The organism is Streptomyces sp. NPDC001770 (assembly GCF_053596135.1).
Genome location: NZ_JBSFFN010000049.1, coordinates 1 through 18,809, shown reverse-complemented (window position 1 = coordinate 18,809; position 18,809 = coordinate 1). Strand labels below are relative to the sequence as shown.

Genomic DNA, 18,809 nt, shown 5'->3' with positions numbered 1-18,809 from the left:
CCGCCCGCTCGCGTATCCCGGCACCCGCTCAGAGGCCGTAGGTCTTGCCGATGACGTCCCGCTGGATCTCACTGGTCCCGCCGTAGACCGTGGAGACCACCGCGGCCCGCAGATGGCGCTCCATGTCGAACTCCGTGGTGTAGCCGTAGCCGCCCATCATCTGCATGCCCTCCAGCGCGGCCCGTTTGGCGAGTTCGGTCGCCTTCAGCTTGGCCATCGAGGACTCGCGCGGGAACAGCGTCTCCGGTTGCGCGTCGCAGTCCAGGGCTGTTTCGCGCACCAGCAGCCTGGTGCACTCGATTTCGGTGGCGAGATCGGCGATCCGGTGCCGCAGCGCCTGGAAGGAACCGACCGGCCGACCGAACTGCTCGCGTTCGCGGACGTAGGTCACCGTGTCGTCGAAGGCGCGGCGTGCCAGGCCGAGCATGTTCGCGGCCAGGAAGAGCCGTTCGTGGTTGAGCCCGGCCATCAACTGCCGCCAGCCGCCGTCCACCTGGCCCACGACCGCGTCGGCGGGCAGCCGCACGTCGGTGAGGAAGACGTCGTTGACCTCGCGGCCCCCCATGGTGTCGATGCGCCGCACCTCCACGCCGGCGGTGCCGGCGGGCAGATGGAACATGGTCAGGCCACCGTGCTTGTCCTCGCCGGTGCGCGCCACCAGCAGGATGTGCTTGGCGCAGTGCGCGTTGGAGATCCAGGTCTTCTGGCCGTCGATCACCCACGTGCCGTCCGGCTGCTGGTCGGCCCGGCAGCGCAGCGCGCCGACGTCCGACCCGGCCCCCGGCTCCGACATGGCGATCGAGAGCACGTCACCGCGTACGACGCCGGAGAGCACCTCTCGCCGCTGCTGCTCGGTGCCGAACTTCTCGTACGCCTTCGCGGCGATGACGGTGGTGATGAAACCCCCGGCCGGGACCATGCCGTACGAGGTCTCCTCCAGCACGAGGCAGGCGTCGGCGATCCCGCCGCCGGACCCGCCGTACTCCTCGGGCAGGCACACCCCGAGCCAGCCCAGGCCGGCGAGCCTGCCGTACAGCTCGGGGTTGTGGGCTTCGTGGCCGCCCGAGGTCAGCGCGGAGCGCTGCTCGCGGGTTCCGCACTCCCGCTTGGCGAAGTCACGGATGGCCGCGACGAAATCGGCCTGTTCTTCGGTGAGGCGACTGCCCATCAGGTCCTCCGGGATTCGTGATGATACTCAGTGACGATAGTCGTTTCATTGTCTCCGGGGGAGGGGTTCGCCGGTATCGTGAACGCCATGAGAACCGACACGAACGACCCGGGGCTCACCCGGGACCCCGCGCGGCCGGAGCCCGAGGACCTCACCGCGCGGCGGATCCTCGACGGCGCGCTGGAGCAGTTCACCCTCCTGGGCCTGCGCCGCTCCTCCGTCGACGACGTCGCCAGACGGGCCGGAGTCTCCCGCGTCACCGTCTTCCGGCGCTTCCAGACCAAGGACAAGCTGGTCGAAGCCACCCTGCTGCGCGAACTCGGCCGCTTCTTCCAACGGCTGGACGCGGCGGTCGCGGTGCTGCCGACCATGGAGGAACGGGTCGTCGAGGGCTTCGTCGTCGCCCTGCGCCACACCCGCGCCCATCCGCTCTTCGGCGGCCTGCTCCGCCTCGAACCCGAGCTCGTACTGCCCTACTTGACCGTGCAGGGCGCCTTCACGCTCTCCGCCACCGTCACCTACCTGACGGCCCATCTGCGCCGCGCCCAACAGACGGAGGGACGCCCGGACGAGGATCCGGAGCCGGTCGCCGAGCTCATGGTGCGGGTCGCCGTGTCCTTCCTGCTCAACCCCGCCAGCTGCATCGAGATGGACGACGAGGACCAGGCCAGGGCTTTCGCCCGCCGCTACCTGGCCCCGCTGCTGGACGCCTGACCGCCGCGCGGACCGCCGTACCCCGTACGCCGTGACCGCCCGGCGGCGGCGCTCCGGCCGGTCAGCGGCGCCGGTGCAGCGCGCGGGCGAGGCGCACGGCGCGCTCCCTGGTGGCGGCCGGAACGCCGAAGGAGGTCAGGGCGATCGGCGGAGTGAACCGCTGCACCGTCGTCGACTGCACGGAGGTGAAGCCGCGCAGCCCCTCCTCGCCGTGGATCCGCCCGAAGCCGGAGTCCTGCGAACCGCCGAACGGCAGCGCCGGCACCGCGGCGAAGCCCAGTACCGAGTTCACCGACACGGCCCCCGCGCGCAGCCGCGCCGCGATCGCCGCGCCCTCGCGCCCGCTGCGGCAGAACACCGCGGCCCCCAGGGCGTAACGCGAGGCGTTGGCCCGCTCCACCGCCTCGTCCACGTGGGCCACCGGGTTGATCACCACGACAGGGCCGAAGGTCTCCTCCGTCATCGCCGGGGCGTCCTCCGGTACGTCGGTCAGCACGACCGGCTCGACGTACGGCGCGCGTACCGACTCGGGTCCGCCCAGCAGGGCCCGCGCGCCGGCCGAGACCGCACCGGTCACGTGCCGTTCCACGATCGCGATCTGGCCGGGCAGGGTCATCGGGCCGTAGGCGGCGTCCGTCTCCGCGCCCGTACGCAGCGCCCCCGCCTTCCCGGCCACCCGCCGGCACAGCTCCTCGTGGATCTCCCGAACCGCGTAGACCCGCTCCACCCCCGCGCAGGTCTGTCCCGAGTTGCTGAGCGCGCCCCACACGATGGCGTCGGCGGCGGCGGAGAGGTCGGCGTCCGCGGTGACGATGACGGCGTCCTTGCCGCCGCACTCGGCGAGGAACGGCGTCAGCGTCCCGGCGCACACCGCCATCACCTTGCGGGCCGTCCCCGGTGAACCGGTGAACGCCAGCTTGTCGACCCCCGAGCGGGCCAGGGCGTCCCCGGTCGCCGCCGCGCCGGTGACCGTGGTGAGCAGCCCGGCGTGCTCGGGCACGGCCGCGTCGAAGAGCCCGGCCAGCAGGACGCCGGTGCCCGGGGTCAGTTCGGACGGCTTGAACACCACGGCGTTCCCCGCGGCCAGGGCGTAACCGATGGAGCCCATCGGGGTGTACAGCGGGTAGTTCCAGGGGCCGATCACCCCGACCACACCGAGCGGCCGGTGCACCAGCGAGGCCCGCTGGTGGACGGTGAACAGCCCGGTGCCCACCTTCCGCCGGCGCAGCACGCGTTCCGCGTTGCGGGCGGCCCAGCCCAGGTGCTCCAGCGTGAGGACGACCTCCAGTGCCGCGTCTCCGGCCGGCTTCCCGGTCTCCTCGGCGATGGTGCGCGCCATGCCGTCCAGGCCGGTGGCGAGCGCCTTCTTCCAGTTCAGCAGGTGGCCGCGGCGCCGGGAGGCGGGCAGCGCGGCCCACCCTGCCTGCAGGGTCCGGGCCCGGGCGGTCGCGCGGGAGACCTCTTCGGGTCCGTTCACCGGGTGTTCGGCGAGCGGCTCGCCGGTCGCGGGGGAGTACGTGGTGAAGGTCGCGGCGTGCGGCGCGGCGGCCGGGAAGCTGTGGGTCACAGGGTCTCCTCAGGGGGAGTACGGGGAAGTGCGCGGGGAGTTCCAGGGCGGACGATCGTTTTGGACCGGAGGTGTTCCGGCATGTCCGGTACGCGTGCGGTGGCGTGTGGTCGTGCCGCTTCCGGCCTGGACCCGGAAATCCGGGCCGTCCCCGTGAGTCGAAGATACTCAAACTATTGACTTGTTTCATCGTGCGTCAAGACTGCCGGCACCACGGGGTGAGGAGGTGTCGGCGGGCACGGTCCTGGTCGCCAACTACCAGGCATGGAACAGCGGATGGCGGACCGATCCGGTGGACGCGGCGCCCTCTGCTGTTGGCCCGCGGCGCGTCGTCCGTGTGACCGTGCGGTGCGGACGAGTTGATGTCGTACCGGGGCATCAGGTGCAATTCATCCATCATGGGGCCTATGTCTCCTCCTTTCGGTCAGGGCCCGAAGCGGCGCCGTACCGCCCCGGACTCGCTCGGTATCTGGCTGGTGGCGGCGGCCTTCGCCGTGACGATGATGGGCACGACGCTGCCCACCCCGCTGTACGTCCTCTACCAGGAGGAGTTCGGCTTCTCCACGCTGATGATCACCATCATCTTCGCGACCTACGCGGTCGGCGTGGTGGTCGCCCTGCTCTGCTGCGGTCACGTCTCGGACGAGATCGGACGGCGCCGCACCCTCCTGCCGGGGCTGGCCCTCTCCATGGCCAGCTCGGGAATCTTCCTCGCCGCCTCCGAGCTGGCCCTGCTGTTTCCGGCCCGTCTGCTGTCAGGGCTCTCCGCCGGGCTCTTCACCGGAACGGCGACAGCCGCGATCGTCGACCTGGCGGGTGCCCGGAGCCCCGGGCGGGCGACGCTGGTGGCCACGGTCACCCAGATGGGCGGCCTCGGAAGCGGCCCGCTGATCGGCAGCCTGCTGGCGGAGTACGCGCCCGCCCCGCTGCGGCTGCCCTTCGCCCTCGACCTCGGGCTCCTCGTCCTCGCGTCCGTCGCCGTCTGGTTCATGCCCGAACCCGTCACCGTCACCGCACGCCGCCCACGCCTGCGTCTGGCCCGGCCGCAGGTCCCCGCGCACATGCGCGGCGTCTTCCTGCGGGCATCCATCGCGGGCTTCGCCGGATTCGCGGTGCTCGGCCTGTTCACCGCCGTCGTCCCCTCGTTCCTGCGCGAGCTCCTCGACGTACCCGGCCTGACCGTGGCCGGGGTGGTGATCTGTGCGATCTTCTGCGCCTCGGCGGTCGGCCAGGTGGTCCTGGTACCGGCCTTCGGCCCGCGCGCCCTCCCCGTGGGGTGCGCCGGCCTCATCCTCGGCATGGTCCTGCTCACCGCGGGCTTCGCCACCGCGTCGTTCGGCCTCCTGCTCACCGGCGGACTCACCGCCGGAGCGGGCCAGGGCACGAGCTTCCGCGCAGGCCTCGCCGAGATCAACGCGGCCGCCCCCGCCGACCGCAGGGGCGACCTGGCCTCCGTCTACTTCACCGTGCTGTACGTGGCACTCGCGCTGCCGGTCGTCGGAGTGGGCCTCGCCGCCGAGCTGTTCGGGCTGCGCACCGCGGGCATCGCCTTCGGCGTGGTCGTCGCGCTGCTCGCGGCGTGGACCCTCTTCGCGGTCCTGCGCACCGGCCGGGGCACCCGAGGCCGTACATGAGGAGGCTGGGAATCGCTCTGCCGGAAGCGGGGGAGTGGTGAAGCCCCCGGACAGCCGCCTGGTCTTCGACTACCAGGACCCCGAGTCCTACACGGCGGGGTACTTCGCCTTCCGCGCGACCTGGAGCCGCCTCCGCATCGGCGACTCCGAGGCCCGGCCCACGAGTTGATGGTGCGTCAGCTTGGGTCGGAGCGAGGTGGACCGCCCGCTCCGGACCGACGCGCGTCGCTCCGGGTGCGCCCTACTCCGGTGCGTACGCCTCCACTTCGAGGATCCGCGAGTAGTCGGCGCTGTTGGAGGCGTGGACGAACACCCGGACCGCGTCCGTGGTGACCGGATCGAAGGTGGTGACGATCCGGTCGAGGGTGTTGCCCCGGTAGGACCCGACGGTCAGCCACTCGCCCCCGGACCGCACCTGGACGTCGAAGTCCTTGATGCCCTGGAGGGCCGCCGGGCGCGCCGGGGTGCCGTAGGTGACCGTCTCGATCCGCCCCAGCTCGACCGGCCGGGGCCACTCGACCGCGAGCCAGTCGGGGAAGACGCCCTTGTCGGCGTCGTTCCAGCCGTACCCGGATCCCCAGTGCAGGTAGTCGCTGTCGCCGTCCACTGCGGCGCAGGTGGTGAAGTTCCCGTGGGTCGAGGAGGCGGTCACCGCCCGGCCGAAGGCCAGGTCGACGCCCGGACCGGGTGCGGGCGGGGCCTGGACCGTGAGGGGGACCACGACGCGCTGCTTGCCCGAGACCGCCGTCAGGTCGTAGGTGCCGGGCGCCGTGCCCGGCGGGACCCGTACGCCCACCGAACGGGTCACCGGCCGGTCGGGGTCGGCGGCCGGCAGGTAGGTCGAGAACACCTGGTCCGAGAGAGTGATCGGCGCCTCGGCGGTCAGCGTCGCGTCGGCGAACAGCGCCGTCGTACCGGTGTTGGTCATGGAGACGCTGAACTTCGTCGGCATGCAAGGGAGTTCGGAACCAGTGAGGCTCGTCGGCGAGACGGAGAGCACCACGGGGGCGGCGGACGACTTGGCGGAGGACTGTTCGCCGGCCGGTGCCGCCGGCGGCCGGCCGGTGGCGTGGGCCTCGTGGGCCGAGCCGCCGGTGGCGAGGGTGGACGCGGTGATGGCGACGAAGGCGATGGCGGTGACCGTACGGACGTTCTTCACGGCTGTCTTCATGGCGTGCTCCTCAGGCCTGCTGGACGGCGGGAACGCCGTTCTCGACGGCGAGGACGGTCCGGCTGCTCACGGTGCCGTCCGGCACGGTGACCCGGTCGCAGACGCGGTGGTCGGCCAGCCAGAGGTGCGGGGTGATCTCGCAACTGACGTAACCACGCTGGAAGTTGCCGAACTTCATGTGCGGGTTCTCGGAGAGGAGCGCCTGTCCCGTGGCGTCGAGGTCCTGGCCGTCGAGGCCCGAGGCGATCGAGGTTCCCACGAACTCGGTCGCCACGACACGGGAATCCGGGTCGTGGAAGTCGAGCGCCAGATCGCTCGCGACGCTGCGGTGCAGGTCGCCGGCGAGGCTGACGACGTTGCGCACCCCCCGGTCCGCGATCCCGCCGAGCACCCGGTCGCGGGAGGCGCTGTACCCGTCCCAGGTGTCCATCGGGACGGCGACGTCCGGTCCGTACGCCGTGTCGAGCAGGGTGATGGCCGTCTGGTGGCCGAGGATGTTCCAGCGCGCCCGTGAGCCGCTGAGCCCGTCGAGCAGCCAGCGCTCCTGCGGGAAGCCGAGGATGGAACGGGCCGGGTCCGCGGTCGCCGCGTTCGGGGCCTTGGTCCCGTCGCCGTTCGCCTGGTCGTCGCGGTACTGACGGGTGTCGAGCATCGAGAACTCGGCGAGGCGCCCGTACGCGAGCCGCCGGTACAACTGCATGTCCGGGCCCTGGGGGAACTGCGGGGCGCGCAGCGGCATGTTCTCCCAGTACGCCCGGAACCCGTTGGCCCGGCGGATCAGCAGGTCGTCCGGCGTGGAGCCGTCGGCGGCGAGGTTCGCCCAGTTGTTGACCACCTCGTGGTCGTCGAAGACCACGATCCACGGGGCGGAGTGGTGGGCGGCCTGGAGGTCGGGGTCGAGCTTGTAATAGGCGTACCGCTGCCGGTAGTCGTCCAGAGTCACCGCCTGGCGGGTGTTGTGCTCGTCGCCGTCGCCCGGGCGGACGCCCCGGTCGATGCCGAACTCGTAGATGTAGTCCCCGAGAAACAGCACCACGTCGTGGCGGCGGGCCGCGAGGTCGCGGTGGGCGGTGAACCAGCCCTCCCAGATCGCCTGGCAGGAGGCGAAGGCCAGGGAGAGGCGCGGCACGAGCTGATGGGCGCCGGGCGCGGTCTTCGTACGCCCCACCGGGCTGATGAACCCGCCGCAGCGGAACCGGTAGAAGTACTCGCGCCACGGCTCCAGGCCGCGGACGTCGACATGGGCGGTGTGGTTGAACTCCGGGGTCAGCAGGGCGGTTCCGCGCCGCGCGATCCTGCGGAACCGCTCGTCGGAGGCGACCTCCCACTGCACCGGGTGGGTCCGCCGGTCCATCCCGCTGAACGGGGCGAGGGGATCGGGAGCCAGCCTGGTCCACAGGACGACCCCGTCGGGCAGGGGATCGCCGGAGGCGACACCCAGTTTGAAGGGATCGTCCTTGAGCCGGGCGGCGGGAGCGGCGGCGGCCTCACCCGCGCTGGGGAGTGTGCCGGAGAGGGCGAGGGCGGCAGCGGCGGCGGTGACGGTGACGAACCGTCGGCGTGTGGCTGCCGTGAGCGCCGGAGGTGGAGCGAGTCTGGAAGTCACCTCTTCACCACAGCGGAGCGCCGTGAACACGGGGCGTCCGCCGGGAGTCCGTCGACGGGCGATGAGTCGACTCCTTATTGTCAGGGACTTGACAGTATTGTGAGGGGTGCCGAGAGGGATGCCCAGCAGGTCCCGGTCTCGGGAGGCGCGGGGTCGCAGGGGGCACGGGCCCCGTGAACTATATGAAAGTGCCGGGGCGGTCCGGCCGGAAGGCACATCCGGCGCGCCAGAATCTCACCCCCGGACGGCAGCGCGTGCCCGTCCGGACCAGGCTGCCCATGGGAGTCGGGCTGTCGCACTGTCGGACGGCGGGCAGGCGCGGACTCCCTCCCGGCCCCCGGCACTTACGGCAGCCAGCGCGCCGCCTGTTCGCGGGTGACCCGCTCCGCGTCGACCCACCAGAGCCCGGCCGACCTGTCCCACCGGGCTCCGAGCAGACGCTTCGCCTCGTCCTTCTCGGCGAAGGGCACGCCGAGGTACAGACGGCCCTCCAGCACCAGCCCCGGGTGCACCGCCCCGGTCGTCCCGCCTTTCCCGGCCGGCTTTCCTGGCGCCGGAGCGCTTCGTTCGGCCGGACGCCAAGGTGCCCGCGCCGCGCGTTCCATGCGCGTACTGTCCATCAGCCTCCGAACGCGGTCGCAGGAGCCCGGGTCGGTGTAGCGCATCATCAGATCGGTCGGCCCGATGTTCGCGAGCAGGTTCTTCGAACCGTGCCACAGGATCGAACCGTCGATGATCAGGACCTTCTCATGCATGCGCTCGCGGAACTCCACCCGGCAGCCCACGGACTCCAGTTGACGGACGAGCTGCTGGTGCCGCGCCACGCGGGAGGGTTCCTGCTGCTCCTCCGGAGAGCGGGTGAAGACCGTGACACGGAGCCCGGCAGTGATCTTCGGCCCGAGCATGTGGGCCCATCGGTGGACCGGCGGGGCGTCCATGAAAGCCGAGTACAGCTCGACGCTGGTCCCTGCCCGCTCCACGTCCCAGGCCACCGCGCCCATCACCTCGCTGTGTTCGAAGAAGGCCGGCCGTGCGAGTTCCTCCTCCGACAGGGTGGCCAGTTGGTCCGCGCCCCGGATGGGGATCAGCTGGTCCGCGGAGATGGTCTGCGCATGCCTGTCCAGGTGCTCGACCATGGCGAGCGCCTCGCTGTGCGGAGCCAGATGCTTGCGCAGGAAGGCGACGTCCGCCACGACGACCAGATGGTCCTGGGCCCGGCTGAGAGCGACGTTCAGGAGGCGGCAGGTCTGCGAGGACAGCCCGGTTCCGCTGTAGAAGAAGCCGGCATCCTTGCCGGCGCCCGCCACGGTGTCGAGCAGTACGACGGGCCGCTGGCTGCCCTGGAAGCGGTGGACGGTGTCCACCAGACCGTCGTAGTCCTCCCCGAATCGGTGGGCCAGGCCGGCCTTGAGGGCTTTGACCTGCTCACGGTAGGGCGAGATGACGGCAAGCCGGTCGGTCGCCCGCTCGCCCTCGGGCACGTCCTGCCATTTGCGACCGGGCAGGATTCCCTCGTACTGGAGGCCCCGGACCAGTTCGTGGATGACCGCGGCGTGGACGGTGTTCGTCATGTGGGGCTTGCGGCTGCCGCCGGGAATCCGCCGGCCCGACGTGTCGACCAGGATCACCGGGGAGTCGATGAGCGGGGCGAACGGCAGTCGGCTGGAGTCGCCGCGTCCGGTTTTGAGCGGTGCGTCGGGATACGCCACTTCGTTGACGACCGCGCAGATCCGTTTCCGCATCCGGTACTGGGTGTCGAGCGCCACCAGACGAGGGTCCTCGCGCACCCGGCCGGAGGGGCCGACCAGACCGGCGGCGTTGAAGGCGTCCCGTGCGGTCCACTCGCGCGAGTGGACGCGCTCCTCCTCCCTTGCCTCCCGGTCGCCGTCGCCCTTGGTCACGGCGGGCAACTGCCGGAAGTCACCCGCAATGATCACCCGTTTCCTGGCGAGACCGGCCGCGAACCACGCCGAGGGCAGGTTGACCATCCCCGCCTCGTCGAGCACGACGACGTCCGCCTCGTCGAGCAGCTTCCCCGACTGGACCGCCTTGGCCACGGTCGCTCCCAGCACCCGGCATCGGGACCGGACCTCGTCCTGGAGGCGCTTGCGCCTCTGCCCGAGCTCGTCGAGACGTTTCTGGAGGTCCGCGGCGGAGTCGACGACGGTCTGCCGGGGCGGGATGCCCATGACCGCGGCGCGGGCCGCGGGAAGTGCGCGGTGAGCGTCGGCCGCCTTCCTCGCGCCCGACGCGCGGAGGTGCTCCGTACGCGCGACGACCTCCCCGGCCCGCGCCGCACGGTCCTCTTCGAACGCCAGATCCGATCCGATGTTGCGCAGTTTCGCCGCTCTGTGCTCCGCCAGGAATCCTGTGGCAGGCCCCACCTTCTCCCGCTTCGACCGGAGCTGCGCGGCGGCGGTCTCCGCGCTCGCCATCGCCTGAGCCGCTTCGGTGTGTTCGCGGTGCGCCTCGGCCATCTCCGCAGTGCCGGTGGCGATGTCCGACTCCAGATCCCGGACACGGTCGTGCAGGACCAGCGCCGCCCTCACGCCCTTGAGCTGGGTGCTCGCCGTACTGATCTGCTGGTCGATGCTCTCCACCAGCCGGGCGGCGATCCGGCCCGGATCGACCTGGTCTCCGTACCGGCTGTGCAGCGAAGGCAGGACGATGCTCCCGGCCCGCTGGACGATGCCTTCGGAGAAGCCTTCCTCGTGTTCCAGCAGGGAGCACATCCGCTCCAGCGCCTGGTCCACCGCGACGTTCGTGGGGGCGAGGAAGAGGATTTTGAGCCCTTGGCGGAAGCTGCCCTCGACGATGTGGCCGACGACGTCCGTCTTCCCGGTGCCGGGCGGCCCCCAGAGGAAGAGCACCTCACTGGCGAGGGCCTGCGCGACGGCGTCACGCTGACGCGCGTTCAACTGGAGTCCCGCCCAGTTCGCCACCCATCGCTCCGGGTTCGCGGCCCGCCCGGTACGCGGTGTGCCCCGGCCGACCAGCCAGCCCGCGTGTCCCGCGTCGACAGGGCTCTCCGGGCTGCCGACCGTCTCCAGACGCTCGGCCAGCACGGCCCAGTTGGCGGACTCGTCCCTGCGGATCTGCAGGTTGGCGGGCGCCGATCCGTAGTCGGCGCTCGTCAGGAGCCGTACCGTCCCGTCCGGAGCACGGGACACCTCGGCGGGATCCCACGCCTTCCGGGAACGTGACGGGCGGGCGAGGACCGGAAGACCGTCCAGCCCCTCGTGCCAGGTGCGGCAGTGGAAGAGGTACTCGCGGGTTTCCTCGGACCGGGAGAGAAGCCGCCCCTTGAAGAGGGCGACCTTCACGGCGCCATCGGCGTCGCTCCGCTGTTCCGCGAGTATCTCCGCGCGCACCGCCGTCAGGAACTCCTCGACGGGATAGGGACGTTCCGTCCCGGCCATGTGCACCGCTCCCCACGTTCGTCTCCCACCGGTCCGGAGACTCTACGCGGCTGCGCTGTCACCGGGCGGGGCAGCTCTCCCCTTGGCCGGTCATCGGCTGGTGATCGGCCGAGAAGGGCCGAGACCACCCCGTTCGGCCGCGGCCGGTCCGCGAACTACCACCGCCCCTTCGCGGGACGCCTGCCGCCCCCGGCGTCAGGGATGCCGGGGGCGGCAGGTGCGTCAGCCGTGGGGCGGGCGGCCCGCCGCTCGTCAGGAGGCGACGAACCTGGCGATCTGGCCGAGCACGATCGTGTCCGTCAGGTACCCGATGTGGGTCTGGCAGGCCACGTTGTTGTTGGTCGCGCCGTCCAGCTTGGTGCTGGTGTACGGGAGGATGATGCCGTCGCACGCCGAGTACCAGGTGGCGTACTTGGTGGTGCCGGGGGTCTCGTCGCCCGAGGTGAGCTGGGAGATGAACGAGGAGCCCGGGTACATCTGCTGGCAGGTCGTGTAGATCAGGCAGGCGCCGGCGTACGTGGTGCCGTGGTTGGCGCCGGCGATCGAGGCGAGGTGGCTGACGCTGGTGTTGCCGCCCAGCACCTTCAGGTAGTACTGGCTGACCAGGCCGCCCATCGAGTGGTTGACGATGGCGACCTTGCTCGCGCCGGTCTGTGCCTTGACGTTGTTGACGAAGGTGGCCAGGCCCTGCGCGTTGGTGATGTTGTTGCCGTACGAGTCGTACTCGTAGGCGAACAGGTTGGAGCTGGACCAGCCGTTGAGCTGGAAGACGCTCTTGGCGGTCACCCAGTTGGAAGCGTTGCCGGTGTACCCGTGGACGAAGACCACCGGGGTGCTGGTCGACAGCACCTGGGCCGCGGCGGCCGGACGGCTGACGGACGAGGCAGGCGCGGACGCGGAGTCGGCCGCACCGGCCGTCGACGCCGAGGAGAACAGGGTGAGCGCGGCGGCGGCCGTCGCGAGGATGCCGAGAAGGCGGCGCGAGGAACGAGGCATGAAATGCTCCTGACAAAGATGCGGGTGGCTCGGTGCCTGGCCCGACCAGAGTCCCGGAGCGGGGGCCGGTCGCCATCGGCGAAATCGCCAGCGTTCGCGGGTGGGCCGCGTTACCGGGTGCGTGGGAGACGGTCCCGTGAGCGTGGGTGCGCCGTGCCGCCGGTGTGCGCCTCGCCGTGCCGCAGTCGTGACGGTGGGTGATGTGGCTGCGATTTGTACAGGAAAAACTGTACAGTCCAAACTGCAGAAGTTACCGTGGGCAGCATGAGTGAGAACCCGCACCCGTCACCCTCGGCGGTCCAGGCTTCGCACGCGATCCGCGCGGTCATCAGCCGGCTGCGGCGTCGCATCCTGAACGCCTCCGCCGTCGAGGACCTCACCCTCGGACAGTCGTCGGTCCTGGCCCGGCTTGCCGGTGAGGAAGGTGTCACCGCGACCGAACTCGCCGCCGCGGAAGGCGTGCGCCACCAGTCGATGACGGCCACGGTCGCGGCACTCGCCGCGAGAGAACTCGTGGTGCGGCGCCCCGACCCGGCGGACGGGCGGCGTCTGCTGATCGCGCTGACCCCCGAGGGCAGGCGCCGGGTGGAGGAGGGCCGGCAGGTCCGTACGGAGTGGCTGGCCGAACGGTTGCAGGACAGGTGCACGGAAGAAGAACGCCAGGCAGTGATCGCCGCCCTGGCCGTACTGGAGCGGCTGACCCATGACTGACGCGAGGACGGACTCCATAGCCGGAACGGACAAGCCGGCGTTCGACCGGCGGCTGCTGCCGCCGATGATGCTCGGCTCCGTCCTGAACCCGATCAACTCGACGATCATCTCCGTCGCGCTCGTCCCCATCGCGAAGGCGCTGGGCGCCCCGGCCTCCCAGACGGCCTGGCTGGTCTCCGCCCTCTACCTGGCCACCGCACTCGGGCAGCCCGTCGTGGGCCGGCTCATCGACATCTTCGGGCCGCGCAGACTCTTCCTCGTCAGCACGAGCCTCGTCGGCGTCGCCGGCGTCGTCGGCACCCTGGCGCCGAACCTGGGCGTACTGATCGCCTCCCGGGTCCTGCTCGGATTCGGCACCTGCGCCGGATACCCCGCCGCCATGGCGCTGCTGCGCAGCGAGGGCAAGCGCACCGGACAGGACAACCCCGGCGGGGTACTGACCGCCCTCGCGGTCGCCAACCAGACCGTCGCCGTCATCGGACCGCTGCTCGGCGGTTTGCTGATCGCAGTGGGCGGCTGGCGCGCGACCTTCGCGCTGAACATCCCGCTGGCCGTCGCGGCCGTACTCCTGGGGCTCTGGCGACTGCCCAAGGCGGGCGCCGAGAACGAGCCGGCCACGGACGAGTCCACGCGGCGGGGGAGCGTGGCCGCCCGGATCGACCTGCCCGGCATGGGACTGTTCGCCGCGACGCTCACCTCGCTGCTGCTCTTCCTGATGAACCTGCACCTGCGCAACTGGTACCTGCTGCTGATCGTCGCCGCCGCCGGAGCCGCCTTCGCCGTACGGGAGCTGCGTACCGCCACCCCCTTCATCGACCTGCGGGTACTCGGTGGCAACACCCCGCTTCTGGCCACCTATGTGCGCGCGCTCGTCGCGTACGTCGTCGCGTACGCCTTCCTTTACGGCTTCAGCCAGTGGACCGAGGAGGGCTACGGGCTGTCGCCCTTCCACGCCGGGCTGGTGCAGATCCCCATGTTCCTGATGGCGATCGGCATCTCCGTGGTCACCGGGCGGCGCAAGAGCGTGCGCGGCAAGCTGCTCGTCGGCGCGGCCGGGCAGATCGTCGCCTGCCTGGTGATCCTGACGCTCTCCGGAACCAGCCCCGTGTGGCTGCTGCTCCTGGTCGCCCTGATCTTCGGCGTCCCGCAGGGACTGAACAACCTGGCCCTGCAGAACTCCGTCTACTTCCAGGCCGATCCCGAGCGCACCGCCTCCTCGGCCGGTCTGCTCCGCACCTTCGCGTACATCGGCTCGATGGTCGCCTCCTCCGCGACCGCCGCCTCCTTCGGCGAGCACGCCGACACCGGCGGCATGCACCAGCTCGCCTGGGTGATGCTCGGTGCCGGGGTGGTCTACCTCCTGCTGACCGTCTGCGACCGGACCCTCGGCCGGGCCGCCGCAGTGACGGACGCCGCCGACACCGGGAAGTAGCCCCCGGAGAGCGGCCGACAGCCTCCGAGGGGCCTTGGGCCACACGCGGATCAAGAGCTCAGACGGCCTCTGCGCGCCGCCTGGATGCCCGCCTGAAAGCGGGTCTCGGCGCTCAGACCCGCCATCAGCCGGCTGATCCTGCGACGGACCGTGTGCACATGCAGGTCCAGGCGTCTGGCGATGGCCTCGTCCTTCAGCCCGGCGGCCAGCATCGTCAGGAGCTCCCCGTCCTCGTCGGTGACCGCGTCCGTGCCGCCGGCCCCGATCGGCAGAGCGCGCTCCCAGATCTCCTCGAACAGGGGCACCAGAGCATTGCTCAGGAGGGAGTCGGTGGCCACCACAGCCGCCTGGGAGGGGTCGGCAGCGTCGTGCGGGGGCAGCAGGGTGACCTGGCGGTCCACAGTGATGAGCTTCGTCGGCAGATCCGTCGCCACACGTATCTCCACCCCCTGCTCCGCCAGTTCGCCCAGCCCCCGAGCACGCCCGGGGAATTCCAGGCCCTCGCGGTCCACCACCACACGCACCCGCACGCCTCGCCGGACGAGATCGCCGACCGCCAGCGGCGCCGGTACACCGTCCGGTGCGCTCGTGGCGTAGGGCGGCCGGTCGAGCAGGCTGACCTCGGTCTGCGCGGAGGTGAGAAGGGTGGTCACCCTCTCGGTTATGGCCTGCTGTCCCCTCACCGTCTCGATGCCCGCGCCCTGTGGTGGCGCCGCCCGGCCCAGCACCTCGGCGGCCAGGCGGTCGACCGAAGCGGTGAGCACCTCCAGCTCCGATGAGGCGTCGAGGAGTTGTGCGCGGCGCAGGTGGATCTGGTTGCGGATGGCGGTGGTGGGGTTGACCGCGGTGGGCAGCAAGCCGTCAGCAGAGCTGGAGCGGACGAAGCCGTAGTGCTTCAACTGAGTGAGGGACATGTCGAGTCGGCGCAACGTCATGTCGAGGTTCCGGGCGAGCTCCACCCGGTCCTCGTGCTGCGTGCTCCCCAGCAGCGCCTCGTAGACGGCGAGTTCGTCGTCTCCCAGGCCCAGGGACCGCCACAGGTCCCGTGTCCGCTCCATGCCTTGACAACTCCTGACTGGTCCTGCCGCAGGTGACCGGACTGCGCGCTTCTCGTGCCGTCCGGCGGGCGGGCCGACGGCTCCGCCGCGTGGACCGGTGCCGCAGGGTCCGCCCGTAGGCGGAGACCGATACGGCGATCCGGGCCGCGAGGTGCCGAGGTGCTCTCCCGGGAACGGCGGCGGACCCCGGACGCTAGGCCGTTGCCGTTACTCGGGCATTACACGCCAACCTGGCGCCGGAATAAGCCGGTTGGGTATGCGCCGGTTCGCCCGACAGCTCCGGCCACACATGTGGGCACGCACACAAGTGTGTACAGGGAACGCATTGTTCATCCTCCGTGCCGGTACTTGCATGACCGCATCGGAAAGCGGTTCACACACTCGTGCCACTGGAGGGAAACACCGTGCGGAGCTCAGTACGCAGGAGAGCGGTCAAGCCGACGAGAGCACCTGGCGGCACAGGCGTCGGCCGGGGCACGGCGGCGCTGCTCGCCGCTGCGGGGCTGCTGGTGACCGGCATACCGGCCGCGGCCGCTGCCACCGCCGATGTCCCGGCCGCGGCGAGCGGGGTGACCTCCGGCGCCGACACCGACACGCCCGCCCTGGTCGCCGGCCTGCACGAGGAGGTCCCTGCCACCGGCAGCGCCGCCGACGCCGCGCGTACCCACCTCAAGGGAAAGCAGAGCCGCTACCACATAGCGGCCACCTCCTCGAAGGACCTGTCGACCGTCAGCACGCAGACCGAGGGCGGCCGGGAGACCGTACGCCTCCAGCAGAAGTACCAGGGCGTCCCGGTCCTGGGTGGTGAGTACGTCGTCCGTATGGAGAAGAAGGGCGGCAAGCGCGCCGTCACCGGCACCTCGGGGAAGTACTTCACCGACCTGAAGCTCGGCACCGTCGCCCCCGAGGTTTCGGAGCGGACCGCGATCGACCGCGCCGTCGGCGCCGTCGTCTCGCAGCTGGGCCAGGCGCCGCTGAAGCGACCCGCCAAGAGGGAGGAGCCCGGCAGGGCAGGACTGAACGGGAGCACCGACGGTCTGACCATCCTCCCGCAGGGCACCGGCGTTCTGACCCGGCACGTCACCGTGACCGGCGTCAGCCCGGTCGACGGGCAGCCCGTGAAGCAGGAGGTGTACGTCGACGCGCGCTCCGGCTTCCCGCTCTTGCAGTACAGCGGCATCAAGACGTTCGGCGCCACGGGTACCGGCACCGCCGCCACAGGGGCGACCGGTGAGGCACCCGAGGTGTCCACGGCCGCCGCGGACCAGCTCGTCGTCAAGGGCTCCGCCGTCCGCTACGACGGCGAGAAGACCGAGGTGAACCTGTACAAGGACACCAAGGGCGTCTACCAGATGATCGACTACAGCAAGCGGGCCGCCGACTCCCCGTACGAGGGCCCCATGCTGGCGACCTACGACGCCCGCGGCCGGGAGGTCGCCGCCGCGTCCGGCACCTGGCCCATCGGGATCAAGACCTTCCAGTCGACGACCCCGGAACTCGGCGAGGACTTCACCGACTCCGGTGCCGTGGACGCCCACTGGGCGGCGGGCAAGGTCTACGACTATTACAAGAACCACTTCGGCCGGGACAGCCTCGACGGCAAGGACGGCTTCATCTACTCCCTGGTCGGCGTCGTCGCGAACGGCCAGCCGTACAACAACGCCTTCTGGGACGGCACCAAGATGGTGTACGGCCAGGGAGGCGGCGACTACCGCACCTTCTCCGCGGACACCGACGTCGTCGGCCACGAGATGACCCACGGCGTGGTGGAGCACACCGCGAACCTCGTCTACGCGGGCCAGTCCGGCGCCATGAACGAGGCCCTCGCCGACTATTTCGGCAACGCCATCGACCTGGAGGCGAACGACATCTCCATGGACGACCCGGACGCCGGACTCCTGGGCGAGGACCTCTGTACCACGCTCAGCCCCCGTGAGTGCGCCCTGCGCGACCTCAACGACGGCGCCACCACGTCGAAGGACTTCGTCGGCGTCACCTACCGCGGTGACAACGGCGGCGTGCACCTCAATTCCACGATCTTCTCCGGCGCCCTGTGGGACATGCGCCAGGACCTCGGCGGCGACCTCGCCGACAAGGTCGTCTACCGCGCCCTGTCCGCGTACATGACGCCGCTCGACGGCTTCACCGAGGGCCGCGCCGCGGTCATCGCCGCCGCGCAGGAACTGGGCGTCACCAAGGCCCAGCTGAAGATCGTCAAGCGGTCCTTCGATGCGCACGGCGTCGTGCCGGGCTGGGAGAAGGCGCTCGGCGTCGACACCGACACCATCCTCTCCAAGGTCAACGTCTACAACACCGGCGTCGGCGCGGGTGGCGGCAAGTACGCCGTCTCCCGCTCCAACGAGGACGGCAGCGAGCCGTACTCGGTGTGGCTCGGCAACACCTCCGGCAGCGGCACGCCCCAGTTGATGAGCGCCAACAACGGCGACTACAACGTCTACGCGGACACCGACGGCAGGACGGTGGTCTGGGCCGACTACAGCAGCAACGGCGTCAAGATCATGGCCCGGCCGGTCAAGGGAGGGGTCGCGAAGATGGTCGACGCCATCGGCACCGACGTCTCCGGGCTCGTCGTGGACGGCGACTACGTCGCCTACACCGCGTTCAACCCGCAGTACGGCGTCACCAACGTCCGGTACGTCAACATGAAGACCGGTGCGACCGCCCTGGTCGACGGCGGCCGTCCCTACAACGTCTCGGGTCTGCCCTCCGTCGGGAACGGCAAGATCGCCTACGCCAGGGTGGCCCCGGACGCGAACGGCGACTTCACGCTCGGTGTCGAGGTCCTCGACGCGGCGACCGGCGCCAAGACGGAGATGCCCGTCGCCGACAGCTCCAGGACGGTGAGCATCGGCCAGACCGCGATCACCGACGACGGCGTCTACTGGATCGAGGACACCGACGCCACCGACACCGGCAAGGCCGCGGTGCGCCGCGCCGGCACCGACGGCTCGAACCCCGTCACCGTCATCCCCGAGGGCGGCGACGACTCCCTGTACGCGTACTCGTTGACCGCTTCGGACGACGCGGTCACCGTCACCACGCTGCCGCCGGCCACGTGGTGGGCCAACGACACGCTGCCGAAGCTCTACCAGGCGGCCCCCGATGGCAAGGGCGGCGTCCAGCGCGTCTCCTGCAACCGCGGCGACCAGGCCTACGCCACCGCCGACGAGGGCGGACGCGTCCTGTGGCTGGACGGCACCACCGGCTACACGAACCTCGTGAAGCGGGACCGTCCGGCGCCGAAGGGTTTGAAGAGCGAGGTGAGCGAGGCGGTCAGTCCGGTGGTGGCGGCCGCGCCGAACAGGGCGTAGG

The 18,809-nt window shown here is 70.9% G+C and carries 13 protein-coding genes; 6 read left to right on the top strand and 7 right to left on the bottom strand.

What is annotated here, in order from left to right:
- Nucleotides 1–28 precede the first annotated feature (28 nt).
- Nucleotides 29–1,168: an acyl-CoA dehydrogenase family protein gene (locus ACWCSV_RS31060; RefSeq protein WP_451147940.1), complete on the bottom strand. Its 1,140-nt coding sequence runs from the start codon at nt 1,166–1,168 to the stop codon at nt 29–31.
- A gap of 87 nt (nt 1,169–1,255) precedes the next feature.
- Here ACWCSV_RS31060 and ACWCSV_RS31055 point away from each other — a divergent pair, with 87 nt between their 5' ends.
- A complete protein-coding gene (locus ACWCSV_RS31055; protein WP_451147938.1) occupies nt 1,256–1,882 on the top strand; it encodes a TetR/AcrR family transcriptional regulator in 627 nt (208 codons plus the stop codon).
- Between the two features lie 61 nt (nt 1,883–1,943).
- Here ACWCSV_RS31055 and ACWCSV_RS31050 read toward each other — a convergent pair whose 3' ends face one another.
- The gene (locus ACWCSV_RS31050; RefSeq protein ID WP_451147936.1) at nt 1,944–3,449 is read right to left on the bottom strand and encodes an aldehyde dehydrogenase family protein; all 1,506 of its coding nucleotides are present in this window, start codon (nt 3,447–3,449) and stop codon (nt 1,944–1,946) included.
- A 407-nt stretch (nt 3,450–3,856) separates the two neighbouring features.
- On the opposite strand from ACWCSV_RS31050, the gene ACWCSV_RS31045 reads away from it, so the two are divergent.
- Nucleotides 3,857–5,083: an MFS transporter gene (locus tag ACWCSV_RS31045; RefSeq protein WP_451147934.1), complete on the top strand. Its 1,227-nt coding sequence runs from the start codon at nt 3,857–3,859 to the stop codon at nt 5,081–5,083.
- Nucleotides 5,084–5,117: 34 nt separating this feature from the next.
- Nucleotides 5,118–5,252, top strand: coding sequence for a DUF6250 domain-containing protein (locus tag ACWCSV_RS31040; protein WP_451147932.1), 135 nt, complete (start codon nt 5,118–5,120; stop codon nt 5,250–5,252).
- A 72-nt stretch (nt 5,253–5,324) separates the two neighbouring features.
- Here the strand turns inward: ACWCSV_RS31040 and ACWCSV_RS31035 are convergent, their stop codons facing one another.
- From ACWCSV_RS31035 to ACWCSV_RS31020, 4 genes are all read right to left on the bottom strand, one after another.
- The gene (locus tag ACWCSV_RS31035; protein ID WP_451147930.1) at nt 5,325–6,254 is read right to left on the bottom strand and encodes a discoidin domain-containing protein; all 930 of its coding nucleotides are present in this window, start codon (nt 6,252–6,254) and stop codon (nt 5,325–5,327) included.
- Between the two features lie 10 nt (nt 6,255–6,264).
- Nucleotides 6,265–7,860: an alkaline phosphatase D family protein gene (locus ACWCSV_RS31030; RefSeq protein WP_451147928.1), complete on the bottom strand. Its 1,596-nt coding sequence runs from the start codon at nt 7,858–7,860 to the stop codon at nt 6,265–6,267.
- 344 nt (nt 7,861–8,204) lie between these two features.
- Nucleotides 8,205–11,279 carry an AAA domain-containing protein gene (locus ACWCSV_RS31025; protein WP_451147926.1) on the bottom strand — a complete coding sequence of 1,025 codons (3,075 nt, stop codon included), beginning with the start codon at nt 11,277–11,279 and terminating at the stop codon, nt 8,205–8,207.
- A gap of 252 nt (nt 11,280–11,531) precedes the next feature.
- Nucleotides 11,532–12,275: an esterase/lipase family protein gene (locus ACWCSV_RS31020; protein ID WP_451147924.1), complete on the bottom strand. Its 744-nt coding sequence runs from the start codon at nt 12,273–12,275 to the stop codon at nt 11,532–11,534.
- Nucleotides 12,276–12,539: 264 nt separating this feature from the next.
- On the opposite strand from ACWCSV_RS31020, the gene ACWCSV_RS31015 reads away from it, so the two are divergent.
- Together ACWCSV_RS31015 and ACWCSV_RS31010 are read left to right on the top strand one after the other, a co-directional pair.
- On the top strand, nt 12,540–12,986 hold the full coding sequence (locus ACWCSV_RS31015; RefSeq protein ID WP_450774444.1) for a MarR family winged helix-turn-helix transcriptional regulator: 447 nt from the start codon (nt 12,540–12,542) through the stop codon (nt 12,984–12,986).
- The gene (locus ACWCSV_RS31010; RefSeq protein ID WP_451147922.1) at nt 12,979–14,418 is read left to right on the top strand and encodes an MFS transporter; all 1,440 of its coding nucleotides are present in this window, start codon (nt 12,979–12,981) and stop codon (nt 14,416–14,418) included. Before ACWCSV_RS31015 ends, ACWCSV_RS31010 begins: the two co-directional genes overlap by 8 nt.
- 50 nt (nt 14,419–14,468) lie before the next feature.
- Here ACWCSV_RS31010 and ACWCSV_RS31005 read toward each other — a convergent pair whose 3' ends face one another.
- A complete protein-coding gene (locus ACWCSV_RS31005) occupies nt 14,469–15,476 on the bottom strand; it encodes a LuxR family transcriptional regulator (RefSeq protein ID WP_451147920.1) in 1,008 nt (335 codons plus the stop codon).
- A gap of 404 nt (nt 15,477–15,880) precedes the next feature.
- Here ACWCSV_RS31005 and ACWCSV_RS31000 point away from each other — a divergent pair, with 404 nt between their 5' ends.
- Nucleotides 15,881–18,808, top strand: coding sequence for a M4 family metallopeptidase (locus ACWCSV_RS31000; RefSeq protein ID WP_451147918.1), 2,928 nt, complete (start codon nt 15,881–15,883; stop codon nt 18,806–18,808).
- The last annotated feature ends 1 nt before the right edge of the window (nt 18,809 follow it).